The organism is Aurantiacibacter sediminis, from assembly GCF_016019885.1.
GTDB lineage: Bacteria > Pseudomonadota > Alphaproteobacteria > Sphingomonadales > Sphingomonadaceae > Alteraurantiacibacter > Alteraurantiacibacter sediminis.
The window spans coordinates 305,626-321,807 of record NZ_JAEANY010000001.1 but is presented as its reverse complement, the minus strand read 5'-3'; the positions used below and the strand labels follow the sequence as shown (position 1 = coordinate 321,807).

The window sequence follows — 16,182 nt, the reverse complement described above, 5'->3', positions numbered from 1 at the left end:
CAAAACCGCCGCCGCCGTCAAGCGGCAGCGGCTCTGCACATGCTCAGCTTTGCAGCAGGTTGCGCGCCTGGCTGGCGATCTGGGCGAGCATCGCAGGCGCGACAGGGCTTGCGGTTTGCGCCCGCTCGATCATGCGGCGGAACTGCTCGATTGCCGGGCCGCGCTTCTCGGCCCACGCCTGAATCATCGCCTGCGGCTCATCGGCATCCTTGCCGCGCTTTCGTGCAAGGCCGCGCAAGAAATCGACCCGCATCTGCTGGAAATCGCGGGCAAGGCCGGACACCAGCAAACGCTCCCACGGGTCAGCAGGGCTCATGGTCGCAGCGCGGCCCTGTGCCCAGTCTATGCCAAGCAATTCGCCCAGATCGATGAAAGCGCCCACCAGCGATGCAGGGGCAATCCCGCTATCGGCAGAGAGCTTGGCAAGCCCGATCGCGCCGTCGACAGCGAAGAGGTGCGCAACCATGGCGGCTTGCTTTTGGCTGGCCCCCGCCTTGATCAGGCGCGCGGAAATCGCTTCGACATTGGCGCGCGCCTCATCGCCCATCAACGTTTCCACTTCGTCGACAAGCTGGCGCACCATGTCGCCGATTTCGTCGGTGAGTTTGGACGGTGAGATTTTCGTTCCGCCCGCACGAAGCAGGTCCGCCATGTGGCCGCGCAGGGCAAGAGCCGCCTGGTCGAACGCCATCAGACGGGCTTTTTCCGGCATGTCCTGCGTATCGAGCGCGTGCCAGATCTGTTCCATGCCTAGAAGCTGCGATGCAGTGACGAAGGCCGCGCCGATGGCATCGAGCCCAGCGCCTTCCTCTTCGAACAATTCGAAGGGATGCAGCATGCCCATGCGATTGACGATGCGGTTTGCCACGACCGTACCCACGATCTCATTGCGCAGGCGGTGATCAAGCAATTGCTTGCTGAATTGATCCTGCAGCTGCGGTGGGAAATCGCCGAGTACCAGAACGTCGGCTGCGTCATCTTTAGCAAGCGAACTCGCTTCAATCGCATCCTGCAGAACCAGCTTGGAATGCGACAGAAGCACGGCGAGTTCGGGCCGTGTGAGGCCCTTGCCGTCCGCCGCGCGCCTGCCCAGCGTTTCATTATCGCCTAGCCCTTCATTGTCGCGGTCGAGCCCGCCCATTTCCTCGAGCATCTCGATCAGGCGCGCATGCGCACCGACCGAACGGCTGCCGCCCTGCTCCGCAATCGAGAGCGCGAGTGCCTGTAGCCGATTATCCTCGAGCACCAGCTCTGCAACTTCGTCGGTCATATCTTTCAGGAGCGCGTTGCGGCGCTCTTCGGAAAGGCGACCGGCTTCGCGTGCAGCGGCGAGTGCGATCTTGATATTCACTTCATTGTCCGAGCAATCGACGCCTGCCGAATTGTCGATAAAGTCGGTATTCACCCGCCCGCCGTGAAGCGCGAATTCGACTCGGCCCGCCTGCGTTGCGCCCAGATTGGCGCCTTCGCCGATTACCCTGGCGCGCATGCGCTTCGCATCGACGCGAAGGGCATCGTTGGCAGGATCGCCCACTTCCGAATTGCTCTGGTGGCTGGCCTTGATGTAGGTGCCGATGCCGCCGAACCAGATGAGATCGACAGGGCTCTTCAGGATGAGGTGAATCAGGCTGTCAGGATCGAGCGCGCCTTCCTTCAGGTCGCTTTCCTCGATACCTAGAGCCTTCATGGCGGCTTTCGTCGGTTCGATACGTTTGGTAGTGCGCGGGATAATCATCCCGCCTTTGCTCATCACCTTCTTGTCGTAATCTTCCCAGCTCGATCGCTCGAGATCGAACAGGCGCTTGCGCTCTTTCCAGCTTGCTGCCGGATCGGGATCGGGATCGATGAAGATATGACGGTGATCGAATGCGGCGACAAGTTTGATCGACTTCGAAAGCAGCATGCCATTTCCGAAGACATCGCCCGACATATCGCCGCAGCCTGCCACGCGGACCGGGTCTTTCTGTACGTCGACACCCATTTCGAGGAAATGCCGCTGTACGCAGACCCACGCCCCTTTTGCGGTGATGCCCATCGCCTTGTGGTCATAGCCATTGGAGCCGCCGCTGGCGAAGGCATCGCCCAGCCAGAAATCGCGCTCCATCGCGATGGCATTGGCCGTGTCGGAGAATGTCGCCGTGCCCTTATCCGCCGCAACCACGAAATAGGGGTCTTCGCCATCATGGATCACTACGTCCTGCGGGTGAACGACCTTGTCGCCCGCATAATTGTCGGTGATCGAGAGCAGCGTGCGGATGAACAGCTTGTAGCTTTCCTTGCCTTCCGCAAACCAAGCGTCGCGATCAACAGCCGGGCTGGGTAGTTGCTTGGGATAGAAGCCGCCTTTCGCGCCGGTCGGCACGATTACGGCGTTCTTCACCTTCTGCGCTTTCATCAGGCCAAGGATTTCGGTGCGGAAGTCATCGCGCCGGTCAGACCAGCGCAGACCGCCGCGGGCGACAGGCCCGGCGCGCAGGTGCACGCCCTCGACGCGCCGCGAATAGACGAAAATTTCACGCCACGGCACGGGCTTTGGCAGGCCGGGGACGAGCGAGCTGTCGAGCTTGAATGCCAGCGCTTCTTCAGCCGCCGGGGCGAAGGCGTTGGTCCGCAGGATTGCCTTGATCGTAGACCAATAACGGCGCAGCAGGCGATCGTCGTTGATGGCCTGCACGGCAGCGAGATTGGACCGGATATCGGCGTGGATGTCGCCAGCAACTTGCTCGCGGTCGCCATCGAAAGCGGGATCATGCAGCGTGCGGAAGAGGTCAATCAGCCCGCGGGTGACCTTGCTCGCACCCGCCAGCGCGTCGACCACCGTGTAGATGGTGAAAGCGATATTGGATTGGCGCAGATAGCGATAGAAAGCGCGCAACCAGTCTGCTTCCTGAGCGTCAAGACCGCTGGAGATGACGAGGCGATTGAAAACATCATCTTCCGCCTTGCCGTTGAGGACGCTGGTAATCGCCGCCTCGATTGTCTCGGCACGTTCGAGCAGCGCATCGGTCGACATGCCAGCCGGCAGGCCGAGAATGAAATCGTGGATGGTGCCGCTATCTTCGCCGCCTAGGTCGGTAGGTATTTCTGACAGCACACGGAAACCGAAATTTTCGAGCGCCGGAACGGCATCGGAAAGCGGAAGCGAGCCTGAATGCTGATAGACTTTCAGCCGCAGACGGTCGTCCTCATCCTGCTGGGCGCGGTAGAGACGCGCATCACGCTCTAGGCCGGTTTCCTCCACATGGGCGGCCAGCTGGCGCAGGCGAGAGATGTCGCGCGCAGCCTCTGCGGCGCCATATTCAGTGCGGTAAAAGGCCGGGAAACTGCCAGCATAGCGCGCCGCAAGCGCTGGTGCGCGGCTGGCTTCCTCGCCCTCCGCCAGCGCATCCTCCACCGCATCAGACCAGCCACGCAGCATGTCCTGCAGCGAACGGTCGATCGCGGCGGTGTCCAGCTCATCGCGTTCCCCGCGATAATCCATCACATAGCGCAGCAGCGCCAGCGCGCCGCCTTCGACCATCAGGCTCCAGTCGAGAGTTGTTGCGCCGGTGCCCTTCTCCAGCAAATCCTGCACCTGCAGACGCACGGTGGTGGAGAGCATGTCTCGCGGCAGCCATACGAAGCCGAAAATATGCCGACCGAGAGGCGCAGTCACCAAAGTGGAGCGTGGGCGCGGGCGCTCTGCGAGGCCCATCATCGCGGTCGAGACGCGCGTAATGTCGTCATCGGAGAAACTGATAATCAGATCGTGCGGCAGCGCGGTGAGCGCGTGCACGAGAGCCTTGTAATCATGGCTGTCGGTCTCGAAATCGAGCCGCTCCATGATCGCTTTCAGCTGCTGGCGCAGCACAGGAACGGTCGCGGGCGGTGCGACCAACGCAGCACTCGTCCAGATGCCGGCATGCACGGAAAGGGCAGCCACCCGGCCATCTTCAATCAGCGGGACAATGAAGAGGTCCAGCGGCACACGGCGATGCACATTGCTGATGCGATTGGCCTTGATGATCAATGGCGCCTTGCCGGGTTTGCCATCCTTACCATCGAACCACGCAAAAGCCTTTTTATAGGCGGCATCGGCCAGCAAATCCGGCGTGGAGCGGCGGCATATGCCGAGCATGTCGGACTGTTTTCCGTCGCGCGTGCGGGTGACATGGCCCAACTGGGTCAGCATCCCCCCCGCAAGCCAGCGCAGCAGAGCCGCGCCCTCGGCATCTGACATGCGATCGGCATCGTCCGTCATGAGCTCGCGCATTTTGGGCCAGTCGGCCACGGTCGCGCGCACATCGAGGATGGCGGTCTCCAGATCCTTTTCCAGCGCGCGGCGATCTTTCGCATCGACGCGCGGGGTTTCGACATAGACCCAGCTTTCTTTCTTCTCGCCCGTGCCATCGCCTTCGGGCACATCGGCAAGCGCGCCATCATTGCGGCGCACGGGAAGGATGGGATGGACCAGCCGGTCGATCGAAAGGCCACGCGCAGCCATCGTTGCCGCGATGGAGTCGACCAGGAAAGGCATGTCCTTGTTGATTACCGCGATACGCATGATGCGGTGGCCATTGGTGGCAGAGCGCGTGAGGATCGACGGCTTGCCGTCTTCGCGGTGACGCGCGGCCTCGACTATGAAGGCCGCTGCGTGATCAAGCTTGTCCCCTTCAAGCGAAGTTTCGCCCGGCAGGATGGAGCCGCTGATGCGATCCTTCAGCGTCTTGGCGAAGCCACGCTCCTGCTTGGAAAGGTCGGAAAAAGCGTCACTCTTGCGCTTCGTGGTGGCCATGGCGTCCGGTTCTCCTTCGCCGATCCGAGTTGGCCGGCGCTTCGACTCGTCTTATCGTTGCCCTTCCTAGCGCAACATCGCGCAAGCCTCTAACGCAGCGCGAAACGGCTTGCATCAAAAATGTTTCAATCGAAACTAAATTGAGCGTGTCCCATCCACTGTGCGCAGGAGCAGGGCGACATCGCTTTCCCGAGAGAGCCGGTGATCGCCGCCTTTGACTAACGTGACCTGCACATCTTCACTGGCGATAGCCGTAGCAAGGCGCAGCGAAATCTCCGGCGGCACGTCCTTGTCTTCTTGCCCGTGGAGCAACCGGACAGGGCAAGTGACGGGGATGGGCCCATCCAGCAATTTGCGCTTCTCCGCATCGTGCCAGAACTTGCCATGCGTTGGCATCGGGTCGTAGTCGTAATCGCTGTCTTCAAATATGGTCTCACCTGCGCGCAGCTGCACCTTTTGCGCCTCGTCAAAGCCCCATTCTGAGAAGTCGGGCGCCGAGGCGATACCGACAAGGCCGGCGAGCCTGTTTCCCAGCTCCAGCGCGACAAGCAGCATAAGCCAGCCGCCCATGGAGGAGCCGACAATGATCACTTGCTCACTATCAATCTGGTTGGCGATCAGCAGCAAAACTTCGTCGCGCCAGATGCCAAGCGTACCATCGGCAAAATCGCCGTCGCTTTCCCCGCAGCCAGAATAATCGAGCAGCAGGCATTCGCGCCCCTGCGCCCGGCAATGCTCGAAAATCGCAGTCGCCTTGCTGCCCGCCATGTCCGACATATAGCCGGGCAGGAAAACCACAGCAGGGCCGCTGCCGGGCGTGTGACGGAAAGCGAGCGTGATGCCTTCAGCTGATGGCATGGTTTGCGTGTCTGTCATGCGCGATGTGTAGGGGCCACATACCGCCGACTTCAAGGCATGATGCCACTTGGCGACAGGGCGGATACGCACTAGGTGGCGTCGCATGACCGATTTACTCAAGATCAGCCTCCCCGATGGATCCGTTCGCGAGATGGAGCCGGGCGCGACACCTGCCGATGTCGCAGCCGCTATCGGACCGGGTCTCGCCAAGGCGGCGCTGGCAGCGCGCGTCAATGGCGAAGTGCGCGATATCAATCGCCCATTCGATTGCGATAGCGAGCTGGCGCTGATCACCTCGAAGGACGAGGAAGAAGCGCTCGAGCTCGCGCGGCACGATTACGCCCATATCCTTGCCGAAGCGGTGCAGGAGCTTTTCCCCGGCACGCAGATCACTTTCGGCCCGGCGACCGACGATGGCTTTTACTACGATGTGAAAGCGCCCGATACGCGCGATCCGTTCTCGTCGGAAGATCTGCCCGCGATCGAAGAAAAGATGCGGGAGATCATCAAGGCCGACAAGCCGCTGAAGCGCGAAGTCTGGAGCCGCCAGCAGCTGATCGACAAATGGGAAGCCGAGGGCGAAACCTTCAAGGCCGAATGGGCGAAGGAATTGCCCGAGGACGAAGAGCTGACGGTCTATTGGTCGGGCGATGATTGGCTCGACATGTGCCGCGGCCCGCACCTCGCCAGCACCGGCAAGCTCGATCCGCAGGCCTTCAAGCTGATGCGCGTCGCGGGCGCTTACTGGCGCGGCGATCAGAACAATGCGCAGCTCACGCGCATCTACGGCACCGGCTGGCTCAACAAGAAGCAGCTGAACGCGCATCTCCACCGGCTTGAAGAGGCCGCCAAGCGCGACCATCGCAAGCTGGGCCGCGAGATGGACCTTTTCCATCTGCAGGAAGAGGCGCACGGATCGGTCTTTTGGCACCACAAGGGTTATCGCATCTGGCGTGAGCTTGAGGCTTATATGCGGCGCAAGATGGATGGCGCGGGCTATCGCGAGATTAAGACGCCGCAGCTGATGGACGTGAAGCAGTGGACCCAGTCCGGCCACTGGGGCAAATATGCCGAAAACATGTTTGCAGTTCCCGATATCGTGCCCGAAGTGGACGAGGAAAGCGGCGAAAGCTCTCCCACCGTCGCAAAGGATGCTGATTGGCTGGCGATGAAGCCGATGAACTGCCCTGCGCACGTTCTCGTCTTCAAGCAGGGCATCACCTCCTATCGCGATCTGCCGATCCGGCTTGGCGAAATGGGCTGCTGCCACCGCAATGAACCGCACGGCGCGCTGCACGGATTGATGCGCGTGCGCCAGTTCACGCAGGACGATGCGCATATCTTCTGCACCGAGGCACAAGTGGTCGAGGAAGTCCGCGCCTTCTGCAAGCTGGCGGATGAAGTCTACAGCGATTTCGGCTTCACCTATGACGTGAAACTGGCGCTGCGCCCGGAAAAGCGTTTCGGCAGCGATGCCGATTGGGACAAGGCTGAGCAGGAACTGCGCGATGCCGTGGCCGAAGCGGGCATGGATAATGACGAATATGGCTGGGAAGAACTGCCGGGCGAAGGTGCGTTCTATGCGCCCAAGCTCGAGTGGCACCTCACCGATGCCATCGGCCGCACCTGGCAGGTCGGCACCATCCAGGGCGACCGCGTGCTGCCCGATCGCCTCGATGCGACCTATGTGGGCGAGGATGGCGACAAGCATCGCCCTGTCATGCTGCACCGCGCGATCTTCGGCTCATACGAGCGGTTCATCGGCATTCTGATCGAACACTTTGCCGGTCGCCTGCCGGTATGGCTCGCGCCAGTGCAGGCAGTGGTCGCGACTATCGTTTCCGATGCGGACGATTACGCGAAGGACGCTGTCGCCAAGCTGGAAGCTGCGGGCATCCGAGTCGAAAGTGATCTGCGCAACGAGAAGATCAACTTCAAGGTGCGCGAACATTCGCTCGCCAAGGTCCCGCATCTGCTCGTCGTCGGCAAGCGCGAGGCGGAGGAAGGCACCGTAGCCGTCCGCACGCTGGGCGAGAAAGAACAGCGGGTGATGAGCCTCGATGAAGCCATTTCCATGCTGAAAAACGCCGCAACCCCGCCCGATCTGAAAGCCTGACCGTTTGGAGCTCGCCGCCGACTTCTCGACGCAGCAAATCGTCGCGGCGGGTCTCGCTACGCTCGGCGCAGCGTTCGTCAGAGGGCTGACAGGGTTCGGCTTTGGGTTCCTGCTCGCGCCGATCCTCGCGCTGGCGCTGGCCCCGATCGAAGCCATCCTTTTGATCAATATCCTCGCCTTCATGCTGGCGCTGAGCGAGATACGCTATGTGCTGCGCGAGGCGGATAAATCGGCCTATTGGATCATGGCGACTTTAGTGCTCACCACTGCGCCGGGACTTCTCCTTCTTGCGGCGACCCCGCCCGGTATCGCGCGCGTCCTTATCGCGCTGGCAGCGCTTGCCGCGTTTTTGATCGTCGTCCTGCCGCGCCGCGGAAAGGCGCTGAAACCCGGCCCTGCGCTCACAGGCGCGACCGGCCTTATCGCAGGGTTGATGACCGGATTTGCCGCCATGCCAGGCATATCGGTGGTGCCTTATTACGTTCGGCAGGACCTGCCGCGGGTCATGGCAAAGGCGTCCATGATCGGCGTGTTCGGCGTATCCGCGCTGGCCAGCCTGGCATCGGGCGCGGTAACGGGACTGCTCGAATGGCATCTGGTCGCTTTCGGTCTGGTGCTCTTCCCGGTCATGGCGCTCGGCAATTGGATCGGCTCGCTGGTGTTCGGCCGCGTGAGTGATCCCGTATGGCGCGCCTTTGTCGGTATTGTGCTGGGCGGAGCCGCTGTGGCAGCGCTGCTGAAACTTTAGACAGGGCGCGCATTTGTTCGGATTTTCTCCAGAGGCGATAGCGGTGGCGATCGTGGCTGCGATTGCGGCTGGTTTCGTGCGCGGGCTGGCGGGGTTTGGCCTGTCGGTGGTGCTGGTGCCGGTGCTGCAACTCGCCATAGAGCCCAGCGCCGCGGTTCTGGTCGGCATCATTTCGCTATTCCTGATTGGCCTAACCGATATCGGGCGCATCCACCGAGAGGCGGACCGGTCCGCCATTCCCATCACCGTTATCGCACTGGCGTGCATGCCACTTGGGCTGTGGGCGCTCGTCTCTCTCGATCCGGCTTGGGCGCGGGTGCTGATTGCCATGGTCTCGCTTGGCGCATTCGTGCTGGTTGTAGTGCCACTCGGCAAGATCGCCTTGCCCCGCTATCCGGCGATGGGCCTGTCAGGGTTCTTCACTGGCTTCTTCGGTGGTTTCGCAGGCATGCCCGGACCCGGCATGGCGCCCTTCTATCTGCGCGGGCGGCTGGAGCCGCGCGTGGCGCGCGCGAGCATGATGGCGATCTTTCTGGTGGTGACACCGCTCTCTGCGCTGTTCTTCGTCTGGCAGGACATCGGCGGCTGGGATGAGATGGAGCTTGCCGCGCTGTTATTCCCCGCCGTGCTCTTTGGAGACTGGTTCGGCCACCGCGCGTTCGGCAGAGTCAGCAAGACACAATGGCAAGTCACCACAGCACTGGTTCTGGGCGGGGCTGCATTGGGAGCTGTGTGGAAGCTGCTGGCTTAGAGCGGCAGGAACTGGCCGGCGGCGATCAGCGCGACACCGCAGAAGCTCACGATCGCAAGGCGCGCATATTCCTGCGCGGAAGCGAATCGGGTGCGAGTGAAGGCGATTGTTCTGGCCATACGGCCATTGTCCGCCCAAATTCCTAACGAAAAGTTAAGATGTCCTCTTAGCCGGCCGCCGGCACATGTTGGCTGGCACAGTGAAAGCTTCCACCGCCGGTCAGCACAGCGTCGGCGCGCAGGCCAACGACATCGCGGTCGGGGAAGAGGGCGCCTATCGCCGCGACCGCATCGGCATCGAGCGGCGAGCAATAAGTCGGCACCACGACCACGCCATTGGTCACGGCGAAATTCATATAGCTGGCAGGCTCCACATCCTCGCCTTCTCCCATGCGACCGGGGGAAGGGATATCGCGCACCTCCAGACCGAATTCCCGCGCCCGCAGCCGCGCATCGGTGTAGACCTCGGCATTGGGATCGTCTCGCTCGGTCGCGCTGGGAATAGCGATCACGTCTTCGCCGACCATGCGCGCAAGATTGTCGACATGGCCATCGGTATGGTCGCCCAGCAGCCCATCGCCCAGCCACAAGATCCGATCGAAACCGAGATCGCGTTGGAGGTTCGCCCAGATCTGTTCGCGTGTAAGATCAGGATTGCGGTTGGGATTGAGCAGGCATTGCTCAGTGGTCACGACCAGCCCGGTGCCATCGGTCTCCACCGCCCCGCCTTCGAGGATCCAGCCCGCTCGCGAATATGGAAAGCTCCCCGCCTCGGCGAGCGAAGGTCCGGTCTCCTGATCGCCCGGCAGGAGGTATTTGCCGCCCCATCCGTTGAACCCGAAGCCCTGCGCGCGGCGAGCGCCACTGCCATCGGGCAGGATCAGCGGGCCGGTGTCGCGTATCCAGATGTCGCCATAGGGATGCCGCTCGATCGCGACCTTGGCGGAGACGAGCTTGCGCGCGGCCTCTGCCGCTGCATCGTCGCGCACCACCAGCCGCACATCCTGCCCGGCTTCGGACACCGCATTGGCGAAGGCTGCCATCTGCTCCTGCGCGGGCGCGAGATCTTCTTCCCACAAATCGGCATGAGCGGGAAAGCCAATCCAGATCCAGTCCTGCTGCGCCCATTCGGCGGGCATGCGCGCTGTCATCGGATCAGCAGCCATCGTCGCGCAGCGCGCAGCTTTCATCGCGGGTGGCGCGGAATTCATCGCCCTCGTTCCAGTTCGGCCATTCGCCGGTGTCACCCAGCGCGCGGGCGAGCATGAAATACAGCTCCAAATCCTGCATCACGCCGGCCCAGTCCCAATCTTCGGAATATTCATCGCTCGCGGCGTGATAGTGATTAGTGTTGTAATCCTGATAAGCCGCTTCGCCAGCCTCTGCGCCGCCTTCGGACAGTGTCTGGCCGCTTTTCACATAGAACATCGGAACGCCGCGCTTGGCGAGGCTGAAGTGGTCCGAACGGTAGTAGCGTCCTGCCTGCGGTGCGGCGTCAGCGGTCTGGCTTCGGCCTTGCGCTTCGAGAGCATCGGCAAGGTAGGCATCCAGCTCGCTCTTGCCGCCTCCGATCACCGTCACATCGCTCGCTTCGCCCAGCACATAGAGCGCATCGATATTGACCCCGCCCACCGTGCGATCGAGCGGATAGACCGGGTTCGCGCCATAGTACTCGGAGCCGAGGAGGCCCGATTCCTCTGCCGTCACGGCAAGGAAAACCTGCGTGCGCTGCGTCGGCCCGGCAGCGACATGCGCCTCGGCCAAAGCGACGAGCGCGGCAGTGCCGGTCGCATTGTCCACCGCGCCGTTGCAGATCATGTCTTCATCGCCTTCCTCGCCGCAAATGCCGAGGTGATCCCAATGCGCGGTGTGTAGGATATATTCGGTCGGCCGCTGGTTGCCCGGCAGCACGCCGATGACGTTCTGCGACGTGAAGCGGCGGATGGAATTGTCGAAACTGGTGGAGGCGGTTTGGCCAAGCGGGATCGCCTCGAACCCCGGCTGGCTCGCAGCTTCGACCAACTCGTCCAGATTGAGGCCTTCGGCGGCCAGAACTCTGCGCGCGGCGTCCTGAGTCATCCAGCCATTCATGTCGGTATTGCCTGCCCCGCCATCGCCGGTGTCGGCATAGGCCTGCGCGCCGGTCCAGCCGCCTTCGACCACATTCCAGCCATAGCTTGCGGCAAAGTCTTCATGGATGACGATGGCAGCGGCAGCACCCTGCCGCGCAGCCTCTTCATATTTGTAGCGCCAGCGCCCGTAATAGGTCATCGCGCGGCCGCCGAAGGTCCCGTCCAGCCCCTCTTCCATATAGTCCGGATCGTTCACGAGGATGAGCGCGGTCTTGCCCTCCATGTCGAGGCCTTCGTAATCGTTCCAGCCACGCTCGGGCGCATTGATGCCGTAGCCGACGAACACGACTTCGCTGTCAGTGAGCTCGGTGCGCTCGACCAGTGGGTAGGACACGCCAACCCATTCGCTGCCGTGTTCCAGTTCAATATCGCCGATGGTGAGCGGGGCGAAATTGCTGCCCGTCACTTCGACCAGCGGGACATCCTGAACCCAGCTATCGCCATTGCCCGGCTGCAGGCCAGCCGCCTGGAATTGTTCGATGAGGTATTCAACCGTGCGCTCACCACCCTGCGTGCCCGGCTCGCGCCCCTCGAATGCATCGGAAGAGAGCGTGCGCGTGACGTCTTGCATGGTTTCCAGCGAAATCTGCGGTTCGAGCGGCACCTCTTCAGTGGTGCAGGCGGCGAGTGACAGGAGCGCGGCGGGGGCGAGAATGCGGAACATGCGAAACCTCGGATGAGAGTATGTGTCGTTGGCGCATCTCTGGCACCGCGCACGCGGCAGCACAAGCGCACTTGCGAGCACCGCTGCGGCAGGGCAGGAGCTTGGTCGATGACAGTAGATTGGCAATCGGCGATGGATCGCGCGCGGAAGTGCTCGCCTTTCCTTCGCCGCGCGCTTGAGCGCCGGCCTGAGCTTGGCGAGCTGCTATTGCAGGGTACAGGCGACGGGGCTCTCGCAGCAGCCAAGGTGAGCGGCGTCGATTTGTCCGATCCAGGCGAAGTGCTGAGGTATGAGCGGCTGTCACTGGCGCTGGTTCTCGGGATCGGGGATTTGGCTGGGGCTTTCACGCTCGAGCAGGTGATGCAGGAACTGAGTGACTTCGCCGATCGTGCGCTCGACACCGCCATGAGCGCCGTGATCACCAGGCGTGTTCCCGATGCCGACACCAGCGGCTTTATCGGTCTGGCGCTCGGTAAGCAGGGTGCAGGCGAGCTCAATTACAGCTCCGATATCGATCCCATCCTGCTTTTCGATCCGGCGCGCCTAGCAAAGCGGGAGCGAGATGAGGCGGGCGAAGCGGCGCAGCGCTACGCGCGGCAATTGGTCGAAATGCTCTCCCAGCCGACGGGTGAGGGCTACGTGCTGCGCGTCGATTTGCGCCTGCGTCCGGCAAGCGAAGTGACTCCGCTCGCCGTGCCCGTGAACGGCGCGATCTCGCATTACGAAAGCTCTGCTCTCGCGTGGGAGCGCGCGGCCTTCATTCGCGCGCGGCCGGCGGCAGGCGACATCGCGGCTGGCGAGGATTTTCTCGAGGCCATCCGCCCTTTCGTCTGGCGCAAGAGCCTCGATTTCACCGCGATAGAATCGATCCGCCGCCTGACCGCGCGTATCCGCTCCGCTTATAAGGGGCCGAGCGAGCCGGGGCCGGGCTTCGATGTGAAGAAGGGACGCGGCGGCATTCGCGAAGTCGAATTCTACGCGCAAACCCATCAGCTGATTTACGGTGGCCGCAACCCGGCGCTGCGCTGTCATGGCACGCGCGATGCACTTGATGCGCTTGCCGCGGCAGAGATCGTCACGAGCGAGGATGCGCGGGTCCTGGGAGAGAGCTATGACCGGCTGCGCGTGATCGAGCATCGCCTGCAAATGATCGATGATCGCCAGACCCATACGCTTCCGACACGCGAAGAGGCGATCGACAATATCGCCAAGCTGGACGGCCTTTCCGATGGCGCGGCGCTGATCGCGGAGCTTCGCGAGATTACCGAAGCTGTCGGCGCGCGCTATGACGATTTGCTCGGCGAAGACGATCCGCGGCCCGTCGCAATCAGCGTGCCCGATGCTTTTCGCGACCATTACGATACTCGTATCAAACATTGGAAAGGCACTATCCGCGCGCTACGCTCCAACGAAGCGCGCAAGGCCTTCGATGCGATGAGCGATGAATTGGTGCAGGCGCTCGCCGACGCACCGGATCCGGACCGGGCTCTGGCGCGGTGGGAAACTTTCCTTTCCCGCCTGCCAACTGCGATCAATCTTTTCCGCCTTTTCGAAGAGCGGCCCGGCCTTCTGGAACGCGTTTTGCGCATTCTCACCCTCGCTCAACCGCTTGCCGACGAACTCGCCCGCAGACCTGAGCTCCTCGACGTGCTCTTTGATGCGAGCGGAGGCGAATTGCCGGGCGATGTCGCCTCGCTGGCACGGCGAATGGCGCGCGCGGAAGAAGATGATTACGAGGTACGGCTCGACCGGCTGCGACAGATCGTCGGCGAAGAACGCTTCGCACTGGGCGCGCAAATGATCGAATGCCGCCACGACCCGCTCGATATCGCAGAAGGGCTGTGCCGCGTGGCCGAAGCCGCGATCCAGACCGGTGCCGATGCGGCGATAAAGGAGTTTTGCGAAACCCATGGCGAGATCGAAGGGGCGGAGTTGGTCATCCTTGGTCTCGGTCGACTTGGCGGCGGCGCGCTGACCCATGCCTCCGATCTCGACATCGTGTTCCTGTTCAAGGGCGATATCGGCCAGGAATCGAATGGCCGCCGTCCGCTATCTTCCACGCTCTATTTCAATCGCCTCGCCACTCGTGTTTCAGCGGCGCTCAGTGTCCCGACGGCGGAAGGCGCGTTGTATGAAGTGGACACAAGACTGAGACCGCAAGGCAAGCAGGGGCCGCTGGCAGTCAGTTTCGATGCCTTTGCCAAATATCAGCGCGAAAGCGCGTGGACGTGGGAGCATATGGCGCTGGCCCGTGCTCGCCCACTCTACGGGTCGCGCCGCGCGCATGACCAGCTTCGTAGCATCATCGTTGATGCACTCTGCCAGGATCGCGACACCGAAAAACTGCGCGAGGATGTGCTGGCCATGCGCGCCGATGTGCTCTCCAACAAGCCGGCGCAAGGTCCGCTCGACGTCAAGCTGCTGCGCGGCGGCCTGGTCGATTCCGAATTTCTGATCCATTACCTGCAACTGCGCGAGGGCATCGCGCTGAAGCCCGCTTTGGAAAAGGCAATCGGGGGCCTTGTCGAGGCAGACCTGCTGCCCCGCGAGCATGTCGACAATCACCTGATGCTGACCCGCTTCCTTGTAGCCGGCAGGCTGTTTGTGCCGGATGGGTCGGAGCCGCCGGCAGCAGCGCGCCCGGTGCTTGCCAAAGCCTGCGGGCATGACAGCTATTCGGACCTATTGCAGGCTCTGCGCAATGCGCGGCAGAACATAGCCGAGCAGTGGCACCGCCATTTCGATGAAAAACTGGAGATAGATTGATGAGCGATACCCGCCCTGATGCCGGAGACATGATGCCCGATGTCGCGATGGAGACGCCGGATGGTGGAAGTGTAAAGCCCAGCGATTTTCGCGGGCAAAAGCTGGTGGTTTTCTTCTACCCCAAGGACAACACGCCCGGCTGCACGACCGAAAACAAGGACTTCTCCGAGCTTAAGGCCGAATTCGACCAGGCGAATACTACTCTGCTCGGCATCAGCAAGGATTCGGCGAAAAAGCATCAGAACTTCATCGCCAAGCATGACCTCAAGGCCCCGCTTGCGACCGATGCGGAGACCGACGGATTGGCAGAGGCGCTTGGAATCTGGGTCGAGAAAAAGATGTATGGCAAAACCTTCATGGGCCTCGAACGTTCGACTTTTCTTGTCGATACAGACGGCCAAATCGCGCAGGTTTGGCGCAAGGTAAAAGTGAAAGGTCACGCAGAAGAAGTACTGGCCGCCGCCAAGCAACTGTGAGCATCGACCTCTCCACCGCAATTCGCGATGCCCTGCTAACCGGCGACAAGCGCGCCAAGGTGATGAAAACTCGCGCGCTGGTGCGTGATTATCGGCGCGGGGCGCTTCCCGTTTGCTTCACCGCCACAATGCCGAATGAACCTGCACGGCCGGACAAGCTGACGGTTCTCTCACCCGGCCAGATGCCCAAGCGCGGCAAGGGCAGAGCGCAGCGCAATCGCATCGCGTTGTGGCACAGCATCGCCCATATAGAATTTGTCGCGATTGACCTTGCGCTCGATATGGTCGGGCGATTCGGGGCGGAGATGGATGAGGCGTTTATCGCAGATTTCCTGTCCGTCGCGGCGGATGAAGCGATGCATTTCGCGCTGATTGAACGTCACCTCGCCAGCATGGGGGCTGCCTACACCGATCTGCCGGTGCATGACGGGCTGTGGCAGGCGGCGGGAGATACCGCGCATGACGTTGCCGCGCGCCTTGCAGTCGTGCCTATGGTGCTGGAGGCAAGAGGCCTCGACGTCACGCCGGCAATGATCGAACGTGTCCGATCGCACGGCGATTCGCGCGGGGCGAAAATCCTGCAACGAATCCTTGACGACGAAATCGGTCATGTCGCCGCCGGATCAAGGCATTTCACCGCATGGTGTATCCGTAAGGGCCTGAACCCATCGATTCATTGGATAAATTGCGTGAAATTATATTTTAGAGGGGGTCTGAAGCCGCCATTCAACGACTCGGCGCGTCTGGCAGCCGGTTTATCGCGAGAAAGCTACGCTTTGCTTGTTTGATTAACTTTTCCGCGCATACCTCAGCATCACACGAACGACGGGGGTCGCTAACGGTTCCGAATATTTCGACGGATTGAATGCAATTCGTTCGGCGAATGGAACCGGGATGG

11 protein-coding genes are annotated in these 16,182 nt (G+C 61.9%); 6 read left to right on the top strand and 5 right to left on the bottom strand.

Annotated elements, in window-relative coordinates; genetic code table 11:
• Positions 1-43: 43 nt before the first annotated feature.
• Positions 44-4,774 (bottom strand): NAD-glutamate dehydrogenase, encoded by a 4,731-nt coding sequence (locus I5L03_RS01640; protein ID WP_197919963.1) that lies wholly within the window; start codon positions 4,772-4,774, stop codon positions 44-46.
• 135 nt (positions 4,775-4,909) lie between these two features.
• Complete coding sequence (locus tag I5L03_RS01635) at positions 4,910-5,650, bottom strand: alpha/beta hydrolase (protein ID WP_197919962.1); 741 nt, start codon at positions 5,648-5,650, stop codon at positions 4,910-4,912.
• Between the two features lie 85 nt (positions 5,651-5,735).
• Between I5L03_RS01635 and thrS the strand changes: the two genes are divergently transcribed.
• From thrS to I5L03_RS01620, 3 genes are read left to right on the top strand one after another with little or no spacing between them, the layout of a single operon-like run.
• Positions 5,736-7,748, top strand: a complete 2,013-nt coding sequence (gene thrS, locus I5L03_RS01630; RefSeq protein ID WP_197919961.1) for a threonine--tRNA ligase — start codon at positions 5,736-5,738, stop codon at positions 7,746-7,748.
• A 4-nt stretch (positions 7,749-7,752) separates the two neighbouring features.
• Positions 7,753-8,496 carry a sulfite exporter TauE/SafE family protein gene (locus I5L03_RS01625; protein ID WP_197919960.1) on the top strand — a complete coding sequence of 248 codons (744 nt, stop codon included), beginning with the start codon at positions 7,753-7,755 and terminating at the stop codon, positions 8,494-8,496.
• Between the two features lie 43 nt (positions 8,497-8,539).
• Positions 8,540-9,247, top strand: a complete 708-nt coding sequence (locus I5L03_RS01620) for a sulfite exporter TauE/SafE family protein (RefSeq protein ID WP_325100030.1) — start codon at positions 8,540-8,542, stop codon at positions 9,245-9,247.
• On the opposite strand, the gene I5L03_RS13510 is transcribed toward I5L03_RS01620, so the two are convergent.
• The 3 genes from I5L03_RS13510 to I5L03_RS01610 are packed head-to-tail and all read right to left on the bottom strand — an operon-like array spanning position 9,244 to position 12,042.
• Complete coding sequence (locus I5L03_RS13510; protein WP_267904184.1) at positions 9,244-9,366, bottom strand: hypothetical protein; 123 nt, start codon at positions 9,364-9,366, stop codon at positions 9,244-9,246. The two genes, I5L03_RS01620 and I5L03_RS13510, sit on opposite strands and share 4 nt — an antisense overlap.
• 47 nt (positions 9,367-9,413) lie before the next feature.
• Entirely contained in the window at positions 9,414-10,397 is a 984-nt protein-coding gene (locus I5L03_RS01615) for an agmatine deiminase family protein (protein WP_197920679.1), read from the bottom strand.
• A 4-nt stretch (positions 10,398-10,401) separates the two neighbouring features.
• On the bottom strand, positions 10,402-12,042 hold the full coding sequence (locus I5L03_RS01610) for a M28 family peptidase (protein WP_197919958.1): 1,641 nt from the start codon (positions 12,040-12,042) through the stop codon (positions 10,402-10,404).
• 108 nt (positions 12,043-12,150) lie between these two features.
• Between I5L03_RS01610 and glnE the strand changes: the two genes are divergently transcribed.
• The 3 genes from glnE to I5L03_RS01595 are packed head-to-tail and all read left to right on the top strand — an operon-like array spanning position 12,151 to position 16,072.
• Positions 12,151-14,808 (top strand): bifunctional [glutamate--ammonia ligase]-adenylyl-L-tyrosine phosphorylase/[glutamate--ammonia-ligase] adenylyltransferase, encoded by a 2,658-nt coding sequence (gene glnE / locus I5L03_RS01605; protein WP_197919957.1) that lies wholly within the window; start codon positions 12,151-12,153, stop codon positions 14,806-14,808.
• Positions 14,808-15,284: a peroxiredoxin gene (locus tag I5L03_RS01600; protein ID WP_197919956.1), complete on the top strand. Its 477-nt coding sequence runs from the start codon at positions 14,808-14,810 to the stop codon at positions 15,282-15,284. Before glnE ends, I5L03_RS01600 begins: the two co-directional genes overlap by 1 nt.
• Positions 15,281-16,072 (top strand): ferritin-like domain-containing protein, encoded by a 792-nt coding sequence (locus I5L03_RS01595; protein ID WP_197919955.1) that lies wholly within the window; start codon positions 15,281-15,283, stop codon positions 16,070-16,072. The genes I5L03_RS01600 and I5L03_RS01595 overlap by 4 nt, the downstream gene beginning before the upstream one ends.
• Positions 16,073-16,182 lie beyond the last annotated feature (110 nt).

Excerpts from the sequence above, each read along its gene's own strand:
- I5L03_RS01640 (WP_197919963.1), bottom strand. The coding sequence starts at position 4,774 with ATGGCCACCACGAAGCGCAAGAGTGACGCTTTTTCCGACCTTTCCAAG.
- I5L03_RS01635 (WP_197919962.1), bottom strand. The coding sequence starts at position 5,650 with ATGACAGACACGCAAACCATGCCATCAGCTGAAGGCATCACGCTCGCT.
- thrS (WP_197919961.1), top strand. The coding sequence starts at position 5,736 with ATGACCGATTTACTCAAGATCAGCCTCCCCGATGGATCCGTTCGCGAG.
- I5L03_RS13510 (WP_267904184.1), bottom strand. The coding sequence starts at position 9,366 with ATGGCCAGAACAATCGCCTTCACTCGCACCCGATTCGCTTCCGCGCAG.
- I5L03_RS01615 (WP_197920679.1), bottom strand. The coding sequence starts at position 10,397 with ATGACAGCGCGCATGCCCGCCGAATGGGCGCAGCAGGACTGGATCTGG.
- I5L03_RS01610 (WP_197919958.1), bottom strand. The coding sequence starts at position 12,042 with ATGTTCCGCATTCTCGCCCCCGCCGCGCTCCTGTCACTCGCCGCCTGC.
- glnE (WP_197919957.1), top strand. The coding sequence starts at position 12,151 with ATGACAGTAGATTGGCAATCGGCGATGGATCGCGCGCGGAAGTGCTCG.
- I5L03_RS01600 (WP_197919956.1), top strand. The coding sequence starts at position 14,808 with ATGAGCGATACCCGCCCTGATGCCGGAGACATGATGCCCGATGTCGCG.